General features: G+C 52.8%; 16 protein-coding genes. 7 read left to right on the top strand and 9 right to left on the bottom strand.

What is annotated here, in order from left to right:
* Window positions 1-10: 10 nt before the first annotated feature.
* Together G549_RS0101655 and aroC are read left to right on the top strand one after the other, a co-directional pair.
* Window positions 11-625, top strand: coding sequence for a histidine phosphatase family protein (locus G549_RS0101655; protein WP_027833572.1), 615 nt, complete (start codon window positions 11-13; stop codon window positions 623-625).
* 60 nt (window positions 626-685) lie between these two features.
* Window positions 686-1,792, top strand: coding sequence for a chorismate synthase (gene aroC / locus G549_RS0101650; protein ID WP_027833571.1), 1,107 nt, complete (start codon window positions 686-688; stop codon window positions 1,790-1,792).
* Between the two features lie 82 nt (window positions 1,793-1,874).
* On the opposite strand, the gene G549_RS21755 is transcribed toward aroC, so the two are convergent.
* The 6 genes from G549_RS21755 to G549_RS18530 all read right to left on the bottom strand — a co-directional run bounded on the left by G549_RS21755 (window position 1,875) and on the right by G549_RS18530 (window position 5,182).
* Window positions 1,875-2,024 carry a hypothetical protein gene (locus tag G549_RS21755; RefSeq protein WP_156905446.1) on the bottom strand — a complete coding sequence of 50 codons (150 nt, stop codon included), beginning with the start codon at window positions 2,022-2,024 and terminating at the stop codon, window positions 1,875-1,877.
* Between the two features lie 219 nt (window positions 2,025-2,243).
* Complete coding sequence (locus G549_RS0101640; RefSeq protein WP_210162380.1) at window positions 2,244-2,975, bottom strand: TlyA family RNA methyltransferase; 732 nt, start codon at window positions 2,973-2,975, stop codon at window positions 2,244-2,246.
* Between the two features lie 2 nt (window positions 2,976-2,977).
* A complete protein-coding gene (locus G549_RS0101635; RefSeq protein ID WP_036220794.1) occupies window positions 2,978-3,577 on the bottom strand; it encodes an SCO family protein in 600 nt (199 codons plus the stop codon).
* Window positions 3,578-3,728: 151 nt separating this feature from the next.
* Entirely contained in the window at window positions 3,729-3,947 is a 219-nt protein-coding gene (locus tag G549_RS0101630) for a DUF6500 family protein (RefSeq protein ID WP_027833568.1), read from the bottom strand.
* 13 nt (window positions 3,948-3,960) lie between these two features.
* A complete protein-coding gene (locus tag G549_RS0101625) occupies window positions 3,961-4,176 on the bottom strand; it encodes an exodeoxyribonuclease VII small subunit (RefSeq protein ID WP_245985842.1) in 216 nt (71 codons plus the stop codon).
* A 13-nt stretch (window positions 4,177-4,189) separates the two neighbouring features.
* Window positions 4,190-5,182, bottom strand: coding sequence for a histone deacetylase family protein (locus G549_RS18530; protein ID WP_051213143.1), 993 nt, complete (start codon window positions 5,180-5,182; stop codon window positions 4,190-4,192).
* Between the two features lie 77 nt (window positions 5,183-5,259).
* Between G549_RS18530 and G549_RS0101615 the strand changes: the two genes are divergently transcribed.
* Window positions 5,260-6,213: an L-threonylcarbamoyladenylate synthase gene (locus G549_RS0101615; protein ID WP_051213447.1), complete on the top strand. Its 954-nt coding sequence runs from the start codon at window positions 5,260-5,262 to the stop codon at window positions 6,211-6,213.
* Here the strand turns inward: G549_RS0101615 and G549_RS0101610 are convergent.
* Both G549_RS0101610 and G549_RS0101605 read right to left on the bottom strand, forming a co-directional pair.
* Complete coding sequence (locus G549_RS0101610; RefSeq protein WP_027833565.1) at window positions 6,210-7,148, bottom strand: DnaJ C-terminal domain-containing protein; 939 nt, start codon at window positions 7,146-7,148, stop codon at window positions 6,210-6,212. The genes G549_RS0101615 and G549_RS0101610 overlap by 4 nt on opposite strands.
* Before the next feature lie 135 nt (window positions 7,149-7,283).
* A complete protein-coding gene (locus G549_RS0101605; RefSeq protein ID WP_027833564.1) occupies window positions 7,284-7,748 on the bottom strand; it encodes an Lrp/AsnC family transcriptional regulator in 465 nt (154 codons plus the stop codon).
* 142 nt (window positions 7,749-7,890) lie between these two features.
* Here G549_RS0101605 and G549_RS0101600 point away from each other — a divergent pair, with 142 nt between their 5' ends.
* The 4 genes from G549_RS0101600 to G549_RS0101585 are packed head-to-tail and all read left to right on the top strand — an operon-like array spanning window position 7,891 to window position 11,608.
* A complete protein-coding gene (locus G549_RS0101600) occupies window positions 7,891-8,643 on the top strand; it encodes a class II glutamine amidotransferase (protein ID WP_169449590.1) in 753 nt (250 codons plus the stop codon).
* Window positions 8,644-10,098 carry an aminotransferase class V-fold PLP-dependent enzyme gene (locus G549_RS18525; protein WP_036220790.1) on the top strand — a complete coding sequence of 485 codons (1,455 nt, stop codon included), beginning with the start codon at window positions 8,644-8,646 and terminating at the stop codon, window positions 10,096-10,098. It begins immediately after the preceding gene.
* 43 nt (window positions 10,099-10,141) lie between these two features.
* The gene (pdxH, locus tag G549_RS0101590; protein ID WP_036220787.1) at window positions 10,142-10,792 is read left to right on the top strand and encodes a pyridoxamine 5'-phosphate oxidase; all 651 of its coding nucleotides are present in this window, start codon (window positions 10,142-10,144) and stop codon (window positions 10,790-10,792) included.
* Window positions 10,793-10,804: 12 nt separating this feature from the next.
* A complete protein-coding gene (locus G549_RS0101585; RefSeq protein WP_027833561.1) occupies window positions 10,805-11,608 on the top strand; it encodes a DUF1499 domain-containing protein in 804 nt (267 codons plus the stop codon).
* Here the strand turns inward: G549_RS0101585 and G549_RS18520 are convergent.
* Window positions 11,605-12,531 carry an MBL fold metallo-hydrolase gene (locus G549_RS18520; RefSeq protein WP_051213140.1) on the bottom strand — a complete coding sequence of 309 codons (927 nt, stop codon included), beginning with the start codon at window positions 12,529-12,531 and terminating at the stop codon, window positions 11,605-11,607. The two genes, G549_RS0101585 and G549_RS18520, sit on opposite strands and share 4 nt — an antisense overlap.
* Window positions 12,532-12,717 lie beyond the last annotated feature (186 nt).

Raw genomic sequence — 12,717 nt, 5'->3', positions numbered from 1 at the left:
GTTTAGACCTATGGCACATCAAAACTGGCCGTTGATTTATTTCGTGCGGCACGGGCAAACCGACTGGAATCGCGCAAGCCGATTTCAGGGCCAACGCGATGTGCCGCTAAACGATCATGGGCGCAATCAGGCCAAGCTGAGTGGTGAGATTTTAAATGAGTTGGTGACCCGCGATGGTGGGTCGCCCGACCAGTTTGATTGGTTCTGCTCGCCGCTCGGGCGCACGCGTGAAACCATGGAGATTGTGCGCCAGCAGTTTGATGCTGATTTGCCTGAAGTCACTTTCGATGATCGGTTGCGTGAAATCTCCTTTGGTCATCTCGAAGGCATCCTGGCCAGCGATGTGCAAAGGGATTTTCCGGAAGAGCACGAGAAGCGGTCGCAAAGCAAGTGGCGGCACCGCCCAAAAGATGGCGAAAGCTATGCCGAAGTGATCGAGCGTGTGAATGAGTTTATGCACGAGCATATCACGCGCCCGACAGTTGTGGTGGCCCATGGCGGCGTGGCGCGCACCTTCCGCCATCTGGTGACGGGCGAGCCCGGCGATGTGCTCGATAAATGGGCGCCGTCTCAAGAAGCGGTGTTTCGCTTTGAGAATGGACAATTTACCGAATATGCAGCCTAGACAATTGTTGCGGTCTCTCGCAAAATTGTCGGCAGCAATCTCAAACCTTTAGGATGCACCATGTCGCACAACAGCTTTGGTCAACTTTTCCGCTTCACCACTTGGGGTGAAAGCCATGGACCAGCGTTAGGCGTGGTGATTGATGGGTGCCCTGCGGGTTTGGCCATTTCAGAACCGATGATCCAGGAAAAACTAGACCGCCGCAAACCGGGTCAATCCAAATATACCACCCAACGGCGTGAACCTGATCAGGTGAAAATCCTGTCTGGTACATTCGAGGATGAACGCACCGACGGGCTGCGCACCACAGGCACGCCGATCTCACTGATGATCGAAAATACCGATCAGCGCTCCAAAGATTACGGCGACATTCGCGACAAGTTCCGTCCGGGGCACGCGGATTTTACCTATGAGCAAAAATATGGCATCCGCGATTATCGCGGCGGAGGTCGTTCCTCGGCGCGGGAAACTGCGGCACGTGTGGCGGCTGGGGCCGTGGCCCAATTGGTGGTGCCGGACATCAAAATCCGCGCCAGCCTAGTGCAGGTTGGCCCACACAAAATCGACTATGATCGGTTTGATTGGGACGAAGTGAACAACAATCCCTTCTTCTGCGCTGATCCAGTAGCGGCGGAAGAATGGGCGACCTATCTCGATGGGATCCGCAAGGCTGGTTCGTCTGTCGGTGCAATTATCGAAGTGGTGGCTGAAAATGTACCTGTCGGCCTCGGCGCGCCCGTATATGGCAAGCTCGATCAGGACTTGGCCTCAGCCATGATGTCCATCAATGCGGTGAAAGCTGTGGAGATCGGGGCTGGATTTGATACGGCGGAAATGACAGGCATTGAAAACGCCGACGAAATGCGGGCTGGCGAAAATGCACCCTATTTCAAGAGCAATAAAGCGGGCGGCATTCTGGGCGGCATTTCCAACGGCGACCCGGTTGTGGTGCGCTTTGCGGTGAAGCCCACCAGCTCCATTCTGGTGCCGCGCGAAACCGTCACCAAAACTAATGAAAATGCCGACATCATCACCAAGGGCCGTCACGATCCTTGTGTCGGTATACGCGCCGTACCTGTGGGCGAAGCGATGATGGCGCTGGTATTGGCGGATCATTTCTTGCGCCACCGCGGCCAGACAGGCCGCGAGGGCGGGATTGGATTTTAGCTCGAACTGTATTTGCCAACTACATAAATGTGGGCGCAGTTGACTAACGCTATGCAAAAATGCATTGGCGAACTAAATCGCGCTATCTTTTTTTGAGTTCGCTATACAATTTTGAGCCTGCCCAAATCACACCGGCAAATGCCGTGTAATAGAAAAACTGGTCTGCCGCAAACAGGTAATTGTCGATCAAAATGATGTATTGGTCGACCGTGTTCATGCCGACGGTGCTCATATTTTGATTCACGTAAGTAGCAAGAATTGACGCCAGAGAAGAAATGAATCCGTATATAATAAGGATTGGTGGAGTGTTCTTGAGAATTTTTTCCATAGAGCTCGTAAATATTCAACAATTTTGATTTAAAAAATAACTATTAAAATCTGCCAAATAATCAATGTGATTGAAAGCTCTAATTGCAGATATATGCTTTATTTCACAGGATTGTTCAGCATGCTAACCCGTTTTGCGGTACCAGTGAATGAACTCCTGGTTGCCGTCGCCACCCGCTATGGGTGAGGGGACCTCTGCGCGTTTTTCCCAATTCTGTTGCACCACAAAATTGTCGACCCGTCGGCGTGCCGCCTCAATGGCTGCCACATCTTTCACAATGCCGCCTTTGCCAACTTTCTCCCGGCCCACCTCAAATTGAGGCTTCACCAGCAACAGCGCATCTGCACCCGATGTGCAAAGCGCCAGCGCGGGCGCGATGACCTTGGTGAGGGAAACAAAGCTGATGTCGCTCACCAAAAGCTCAATCGGCTTGGGCACAATTTCATCGGAAAGAAGCGTTGCATTGGTGTTTTCGAGGTTCACCACCTGCGGCGCGGTTTTGATTTCATCGGCGAGCTGGTTGCGCCCCACATCCACCGCGAACACGGTTTCCGCTTCCTGCTCCAACAATACCTGCGTAAAGCCGCCCGTGGATGCCCCCAGGTCGAGGCAGGTTTTGCCCGTGACCTCAATGCCGCTTGCTTTTATGCCCGCCAACAGTTTGAGTGCAGCGCGCGATACATAAGGGGCGGTGGGGTCATCAATTTCCACCACATCTTTGTCGGAGATCTTTAACCCCGCTTTGGCGGCGGGGCGCCCATTAACGGTGACGCAGCCGCGCAAAATGGCGTCGCGCGCACGCGCGCGCGAACGACACAAATCATTTTCGTCTAAGAACTGATCCAGCCGCTTCAAGTTCAGCCTTCAATATTCAACAAGCGCTTGAGTTTGGCCACGGCGCTTTCCTTGCCTTCGCCATATGCAATGGTGCCTGCAAAGACGCCATTCTCGTCCAAAAGATAGAGCGTTGCCGTGTGGTTGACCAAATAGTCGGAGCTATCTTCATCGGTCACTTTTTCGGAAAAAATGCCATATTTGGATTTGATCTCGTCAACTTGCTCTGGCGTGCCAGTCAGGCCGATAATGTCCTCGCCAAACGAGCTGAGATAGGCGTCCAATTGTTCTGGCGTATCCCGCTCTGGATCAACTGTCACAAAAACGGTTTTGATGTCCTCGCTGGTCAGATCAAGCGCCTGGCGCCAAACATTGCTTTCATAGAGCGTGGTGGGGCAAACGTCTGGGCAGAACGTGTAACCGAAAAACATCATGGTCGGTTCGCCGGCCAAATCATCCTGCGTGAAGGTCTCGCCCTTGGTGCTCACCAATTCAAAATCGCCGCCAAAACGCACGGTTTCTGAAGCGGGTAAAGTTTGGCGATAAAGGGTGAAAATGGTGGCAGTGACGCCGACAATTAAAACAAGTGCCCATAGGATTAGGCGCACACGTGCGAGGCTCATGATGTATCTCCAACTCAGCTTGGACTCGTTTGAAACCTAAATCCAAGCCCTTGTAAAGGCGATGCGACCCATCGTCCTTGCAGCATTTATTTGAATCAATGTGTGAAGTTGCCGACTCTATTTATGAATAAAGTCAATTAAGACTATGGCGTTATTCGCCTTTTTCGATCATGGATTTGATTTTAACCGCCTTTTCAAAATGGTCCAGCCGATGGGTTTCAATCCACCAGCGCGCGGCTTCCATCAGGATTTCCGGCGTATCATTTTTGTTTTTGAAAAAAGCATAAAAAGAAATGCCGACATTATCGCCCTTTTGGGCGATCTTTTTGTCGCACACTTCAACGGCCTTTAGCCGCAAGCTATCGCGCATTTTGTGGGGCTTTCTAGCTGTCGAGTGGCTCAGTGCCCTGCGGCTGGCTATTGCCGTCTAGCGTGATTTTTTCGATCCGGGCTTCGGCCTGTTTCAGCAATTTCTCACAATGGGCCTTCAGCAGACCGCCGCGCTCATAAACCTCAATGCTTTCCTGCAAGGGCGCACGGCCAGCTTCAAGCTTGCCCACAATTTGCTCAAGCTCGGTCAGCGCGGTTTCAAAATCCATCTCGGCAATATCGCTATGCGTTTTCTCGCTCACGCCAAATTCCTTCTAGTTCTTTTGCTGCATCAAAGGGCGCGCCCATTTCTCCATGCTCTAGCATATTGATATGCGCCGCAACACCTTCAGCCAATGCATTTAGATGATATCCACCTTCTAATAGGGATACGATTCTGTTGTCACATCTTTTGTCAGCAATATCCATAATTTTGCCAGTGACCCACGCAAAGTCCCGCGGCTCCCAATTGAGGGAGGCGAGCGGGTCGCGCTGGTCGGCATCAAATCCGGCAGAGAGCAAAATCAGATCGGGGTTAAACCGATCAAGCGCGGGCAAAATACGATCATTGTACGCTTCGCGCATCGTCGCACCATTCGTGCCTTGAGAAAGCGGCGCATTATAAATATTGCCAGCGCCCGTTTCGCGCTTTTGTCCCGTGCCCGGAAATAAGGGCATTTCGTGGGTGGAGCCATAAAACATATTGCGATCATTGTAGAAAATGTCTTGTGTGCCATTGCCGTGATGCACGTCGAAATCGACAATCGCCACACGTTCCAGCCCATATTTTTCGCGCGCCCAAAGCGCGGTGATGGCAATGGTGTTGAACAGGCAAAACCCCATGGGGCGATCATGTTCGGCGTGGTGGCCAGGCGGGCGAATGGCGCAAAAGCCATTTTGATGGTGGCCCAACATCACGCTTTCCACCGCGTCCATGGCCCCGCCCATGCCGCTCATCACAGCTTCAAAGCTGTTGGCCGCAATAAAGGTGTCGCCATCAATCTCTGCAATGCTTTCAACAGGGCGGCGCGATTTCACCAACTGAATATGTTGTTGGGAATGGGCCAGCTCCACCAACCCCAAATCGGCATATTTGGCTTCACTTTTGTCAAAACCAGCGAACTGCGCATGGTTGAAAAGCAAGTCGAGATAATGCAGGCGGTCAGGGCTTTCTGGATGCCCTTTTGGCATTTGGTGCTGTGCACCTTGCGGGTGTTGGATAAGCAAACATGCCATCTAATTTGTTTCGCCTTTACTTGCGTTTGCTGAACTTGATTCTTGACCTTCTTGCAAAGCCTTGTCAAACAGCACCGATGAGAGAGCCGCGCGATAGCACACATTTAGTTAAAATTGAACAAGCTGCCCGAATTTTACGGGACGGCCATGTGGTGGCGATGCCCACCGAAACTGTCTATGGGCTGGCGGGCGACGCGGCGCGCGATGATGCGGTGTTGGAGATTTTTGAAACCAAGGCCCGCCCGCGCTTCAACCCGCTGATTGTGCATTGCGCGGATTTGGAAATGGTGCAGCGGCTCGCGATATTCCCCGAGTTGGCGCAAAAACTGGCCGATCAGTTTTGGCCTGGCCCACTTACCATGGTGTTGCCCAAGCGGGTCGATGCACCAGTTTCAGACTTGGTGACGGCAGGTTTAGACACAATCGCCATTCGCATGCCCAAACATCATTTGGCGCGTGAATTGATTACAGCGGCAGGTTTTCCCGTGGCGGCGCCGTCGGCCAATCCGTCCGGCAAACTATCGCCTACAACAGCACAACATGTGCTGGATGGGTTTGAAGGGCGTGTGCCAGTGGTTGATGGCGGTCCTGCGGAAGAGGGAGTGGAATCCACCATCGTCGCCGTTAGCGATGATCAATTGGTGCTGTTGCGGCCCGGCACGATCGCGCGTTCACAGCTTGCAGAAGCGACCAATATGCCAGTGCTCGATCCGCAAGACAAAACCATCAAAGCGCCGGGCATGTTGCTGTCGCACTATGCGCCCAACGCCGCTGTACGCTTAAATGCTGTGGATTGTCATGATGGGGAAGCGGCGCTGAACTTTGGCGCAAGTGGCCTTGAAAGCAAGCATGCAACGCTCAACCTCTCGCCAAGTGGTGATTTGGCGGAAGCAGCGCGCAATTTGTTTAGCTTTTTACGGCAGGCGGATCAGCAGGGGGTGCGCACCATTGCAGTGGCCCCAATTCCAGCGGATGGGTTGGGCGAAGCGATCAATGACCGCTTGCGCCGCGCCGCTGCAGACCGCAATTAGCTTTCTTCGCGCGGCGTATAGGGCTTTTGATCACGCCAAAACCGCATCAAGCTTTCAAGGTCGGGATCTTTTTTCTCTGGCAGCACAATCCGCAAATTGACGTAGAGATCACCTTCGCCAAACAACCCTTTGCCTTTGAGGCGCAAGGATTTTGACGTGTCCATGCCCGGTTGGACTTTGAGCTCAACTGCGCCGGATAGGGTAGGTACACGCACTTTGCCGCCCAACACGGCTTCATAAAGCGTGATCGGTACATCCACGCGCAAGTCGTCGCCATCCTTGCGGAAATGCTTGTGCTTTTTCACTTTGACCTGCACCAACACGTCACCGCGCTTACCTCCCATAGGAGAGGCTTCGCCTTGACCTTTCAGGCGCACTTGCTGCCCGTCATTAAGCGGATATGGCAAGTTGACCGACAGCACCTTGCCATTTGGCAGAGTCACTGGCACCGGTTCACGCGCATGAATTTCTTCCAAGGTCACATTCAGGCGTACCTTGACGTCTTCGCCTTTGGGGCGATTGCGGGCACCAGTGGAAAAGTTGCGGGCGCTGCCCATACCCATGGGACCAGCGCCGCCACGGCCACCGAAGCCGCCGCCAAGGCCGCCCATAAATTCTTTTAAGATATCCTCAGGGTTGACCCCAGAGCTTTGCTGGCCACCACCGCGCGCGCCACCCCCGCCAAAGCCGGAAAAATCAAATCCGGCCATTTTAGGGTTGCCATCGGCATCTATTTCACCGCGGTCATATTGCTGGCGCTTCTGCTTATCAGACAAAAAGTCATAAGCATTCGTGGCTTCAGCAAATTTTTCCTGAGCCTTCGGTTCTTTATTTTGGTCCGGGTGATAGGTCTTCGCCAGTTTACGATAGGCAGACTTGATCTCCTGATCGCTCGCCGAGCGCGCCACACCCAAAACGCTATAGGGATCACGCATAAAACGAGTCACTCCAAAATTGGCGTTGATCGAAATTCTCTATCAACGCGATTTTACATTTGCTTCATATATGGAGATGGGCACCGACAATGTCCAGCTTTTGGCGGTGAAAAGCCCTCATTTTCCGGTCAAAAACTATATTGGCAAGGGGCGCTGCTCTTCAATCGCCTCCATGGCGAAATATGAAGTGACCGAATCGAGTTCCACCTTCGATATGAGTCGCTGGTAAACATCATCATAGCTCGACATGTCCTGCGTCACCACTTTCAGGAAATAGTCATAGTCGCCACCAATGCGGAAAAAGTCGATCACCTCAGGGATGGTTGAGACATGCGCCCGAAACTTTTCGAGCCAATCGGCCGAGTGGTGCCGGGTGCGCAGCATAACAAAGACCACCAACCCAAAGCCCAGATCATCGCGATCCAGCAAAATCGTTGAGCCTTTGATAAAGCCTGCGGCTTTGAGATTTTGCAACCGACGCCAACATGCATTTTGGCTCAAATGGACCAAATCGGCCAAATCACGCTGCGTCAGAGACGCATCGCGCTGCATGTGTCGCAATATAGCACAATCATAATGATCGAGTTTATGTCCATTCATGTGGTCATTTGACCAAATATTGATCACTTTGTCCATAAATTTAGAGAGAATTTCTCACTAAATTCGCGCAGTAATAGATATTCGAGATCGAAAGAGGGTCAAAATGTGCCGTTGGATCGCTTATTTGGGTCAACCGACCCATATGGAAGATTATCTATATGATGGGGAGCATGCTCTTTGCGGGCAGGCGCAAAAATCCTATCAAGCCAAGCTTGGTGTCCATGGCGATGGCGGTGGCTTAGGTTGGTATAGCCGAAAGCCCTTTCCTGGCCTTTATCGCAATGCGGGTCCCGCGTGGAGCGATCCAAACCTGCGCGAGATCACCTCGCAGTTGGAAAGCAATCTGTTTTTTGCGCATGTGCGGGCGTCCACTGGCGCGCCGAACATCTTTGTGAATTGCCATCCGTTTCGCTGCGAAAATTGGCTGTTTATGCATAACGGCCAAATCGGCGATTTCGAAAAGGTCAAACGACCGCTTGAGCAAAAGCTCGATGACCAAAGCTACCAAATGCGCCAAGGCGATACGGATAGCGAACTGATTTTTGCTTTGCTGTGCACCAATGGCTTAAGGCGCGATCCGGTGCAGGCGATTGAAGCGACAATAGATCAAATTCTGGATCATATGCGCCACACAGGTGTCAAAGCGCCTTTCCGCGCTACTTTCGCTTTAGCCGATGGTGAAAATGTCTGGGCCATCCGCTGGTCAAACGACGCCCACGCCCCATCGCTCTATCAACGGCTGCAGTGCGATCATTTTTTGCTGGCCTCAGAACCCCTCGATGACATTGAAGACAATTGGCGCGAGGTACCGCCCAATTCGCTCGTTCATGCCCAGCTGACCAAAGATGGGCAGGTCCAGATGTCCCAATCATTCCTATTTGAAAAGGTGGCCTAAATGTTTGAGAAATTTACACAAAAACTGGCTGTCCAAAACGATCTTCCTGCATTTCTGCGTGATCAACTAATTGGCGATAATGTGATGATCGAGGGGCCATTCGGGCCACAAAAAATGGTCTACGCAGATTATGTTGCGTCCGGGCGCGCCTTGCGGGTGATTGAAGATTTCGTCGCGGAAGAGGTGCTGCCCTATTACGCCAATTCGCATACCCGCGCGTCCTATTGCGGGGAGAAAATGACCGCTATGCGCGAAGCTGGCCGGGCCGAAATTGCCCGCATAATCGACGCGGGCCGCGAGCATTCGGTGATTTTTACTGGGGCTGGTGCGACAGCGGCGATCAATCGTTTGGTCAAGTTGGTGGGGCTGGAGGATCTGGTGCGGGCGGATCAAGTGCCAGTCGTATTTTTGGGGCCATATGAACACCATTCCAACATTTTACCCTGGGTCGAATCGGGCGCAAAAATTGTCTATGTGCCCGAAGCCGAGGAAGGTGGGTTGGATTTGCATGCGCTTTCTAACCTGCTTGATCAATATGCCCACCATTGTTTGCGCATCGGCAGCTTTTCTGCCGCGTCCAACGTTACGGGCATCACCACGGATGTTGTCGCCACCACGCAATTGCTCAAGGAAAAAGGGGCGCTCAGCTTTTGGGATTATGCTGGCGGCGCGCCGTACCTCCCGGTGAGCCTTACCCCAGCGCCAGGCTTGGAAATTGATGCCATCTTCATGTCAGCCCATAAATTTGCCGGCGGCCCTGCCGCTTCAGGCATTTTGGCGGTGAAAGATGAAGTTGTGCGGCGCAATGTGCCTTCATGGCCGGGTGGCGGCACAGTCACCTATGTGTCCGAATGGGACCGTGACTATGTGGATTCGATCGCTGAACGCGAAGAGGCGGGCACACCCAATATTATCGGCGATATACGCGCTGCCCTGTGCTTCTTGACCAAAGAGGCGCTGGATGCCGACATGATCGCCACCCGTCAGCAACAGTTTGTGCGCATGGCCATGGCGCGCTGGAGCAATAACCCCAATATTCATTTGTTGGGAAATCTGGACGCCCACCGCATCCCGATTTTCTCCTTCATCGTCACCGACAATGAAGGGATGCCCGTGCCGCATAATTTTTTCACCCGGGCACTGTCCGATCTTTACGGCATTCAAGCGCGCGGTGGCTGTGCGTGCGCCGGACCATATGGCCACCATTTGTTGAATATTGATCAGCATCAATCCGAACAGGTGCGCAATGAGATAAAGCAGGGGAACGCACTAGCAAAGCCCGGATGGGTGCGGCTGAATTTCAGCTACCTCTTTGATGATCGAAAAACCCAATTCATCATTGATAAGGTTGACGAATTGGCCAATAGTGCGGGCACATATCTGGATCAATATCAGCTTGATCCGCAATCTGGCATTTTTTGCCATAAGGCGGAGGGGCTGCAAGCGGTCGGCTAGGCAGGTACTGCTCCATGCCGACTCTAAAAAAGGAACGGCATAAATGGCGCAGGACAATATCGAAGCCTTGGTGAAATCTCGCAACAAAGAGCTATTCGACCCCGCATTCAAAGGGGAAATTGACCCTTATGAATTGTTTGATCGCTGGCTGGAATTGGCGTGGGAAAAAGAACCACGCAACGCCAATGCCATGTCGCTGGCCACGCTGGACGCTGACGGGCTGCCCAATATCCGCATTGTGCTGCTTAAAGAACGTGAAGATGACGGCTTCACCTTTTATACCAACACAACCAGTGCCAAAGGTGATGAACTGGCCAAGCATCCAAAGGCGGCGCTTGGCTTTTATTGGAAGTCCCTGGAATGGCAAGTGCGCGTGCGCGGCAAGGTGCAGCCTGTGAGCGAAGAGCGCGCAGACGCATATTATGCGTCACGCCCACGCGGGTCGCAAATTGGTGCCCATGCCTCAGATCAATCAAAGCCATTGGCGTCGCGTCAAGAACTGATCGATCGGGTGGAAGAGCTGACAGAAAAATATGAAGGTCAGGACGTGCCGCGTCCCGATCATTGGTCAGGCTATACGGTTTTGCCGAGTGAGATTGAATTTTGGTGTGATGGCGAATTTCGCCTGCACGACCGGGTTCGATTTACGAAAAACAAAAATGGCGAGTGGCAACGCCAGCGCCTGAACCCTTAGGTAAAATAGCACGTGCGCATTTTCATCAAAACCTCAGCTTGGGCCGTTTGGGCGGCGCGTTTGGCGCGCCTTGTCATTCCGCTCTATGTGGTGTCGGTGTTGGCGCATCATATCGAACTAATTGATGGCCCAATTTTCGTCACCATGTTTGCGTTGGCCACCATATTGGGGATGGCCGCGCTGGCGGTGGGCCTCATTGCCTTTATACGCTTGTGGTACACAGGCGATCATGGATGGGGCATGGCCAGTTGGGCCAATTTGGTCGGCATTGCTGTGGCTGGTCTTTTGGGGCTCACAGTGCTGTTGGCCACCCAACACCCGCAAACCAACCAGGTGACGACCAACATCAATAATCCACCACCTTTGGGGGCACCGTCGCTCGAAACGCCGGCCAAACAGGCTGAGCTTGAGCAAATGGCGCAGGAAGTGGCGATTAGCTTTCCCACCGCCGTGACCCGTGCCTACCCACTTGGACCCAACGATATACTGCCCCTGCTTGAACGACAGATCGCGGCAAAGGGGTGGGACAATGTGAACCGCCAATCAGCGACCGAGACGGAAACGCTGTACATGGGCGATGTTAAGACATGGTTGGGTTTTAAAGATCGCGTTTCCATTCGTGCAATTTACGATCAAAACCAGAGCGAAATCGATATGCGGTCTGCTTCCTATTTTGGTGAAGCGGATTTGGGCACCAATGGACGGCGCATACAATCCTTCTTGGCAGATTTGGATAGCGCCGTGCGCAAGAAACTCTTGGACCTAAGCCGCGCCGCGCCTTTGCAAGAGGAACCATCGACTGAGGAGGCGGACTAGGCTGTGCTATAAACCGGCTGCCGCAACAGCCGCGTGTGCTTTCGCAGTTTGTCCTGTTCAGTCAAAAAATGCAGATGCGCCTTCACCGTGAGCAGTGCAGCGCCTTTCACTGCCATCGACACGTCGGGATACATTTTATCCGTCAACTGCCAAGCGGAGAGCTTTGCATTTTCTTTAAGCAGGTCAATAATTTGCGCGTTGCGTTGAAGGCGATGCCCTTTGAGCGCTTTGGCAAACTTTTTGCCCTTTACGATTCGGTCGCCATGGGCGGGAAGATATATTTGTCCCGGGCAAGCCAATAAAAAGTCTATCGATTCCAAATAGGGGGCCAAGGCGCCATCCGGATCGGCAATGAGCGTGGAGTTCCACCCCATGATGTGGTCACCAGTGAGAATGTGCGCCCGGTCCGATAACGCAAAGCAAATATGGTTGGCACAATGCCCGGGCGTTTCGATCACTTCGATTTCCACCGCACCAAGCCGAATAATGTCGCCTTGTTTCAAGGTCCGATCAGGCCGTAACCCGTAATGCCCTGATCGTCTCATCGGGTCGATTTCAAATAGGCGCAAGGCACGCGCGGGCCGATGCGGGCCGCCAAACATCAGCGGCACATCATATTTATGGGCCAGCTTGGGGGCCACGGCCGAATGATCGCGGTGAGTGTGGGTGAGCAATATGGCAACAACTTTGCGCCCATTTAGCGCCCTGTCGATGGCGTTAATATGCGCTTGCACGTCGGGGCCGGGGTCAATGATGGCCAACTCGTCTTGGCCCACCAAAAAGCAATTGGTGCCCGTGAACGTGTAGGGCGACGCATTTGGCGCAACGATTCGCTCAACAAAAGGCGCAACGCTTTCCGCCTCACCAATTTTGGGCGAAAAGTCTGTTTGATAGCTGGGTGCAGTTTGCTGTTGCAAAGTCATGTTCGCCTTGGCGTTGAGCGGATAATGCGTAAGAGGGCTTAATTAGTAGGGGCAATTCCAAAAGACTGCAACAATGGGCAATTGAGTCAAATTGTGTGTGAATTGGCCAGAGCTAGTTTAGACTTGTCCAAGCGCTTGGCTGGTCGTCAAATTCTCGATAAATGACCAATAGTTGACCCCTTTTGC

It is taken from the genome of Maritalea myrionectae DSM 19524, assembly GCF_000423365.1.
GTDB classification, from domain to species: Bacteria; Pseudomonadota; Alphaproteobacteria; order Rhizobiales; family Devosiaceae; genus Maritalea; species Maritalea myrionectae.
Note: the sequence above shows the minus strand (reverse complement) of the source record. Positions and strands in the feature narration are given on the sequence as shown.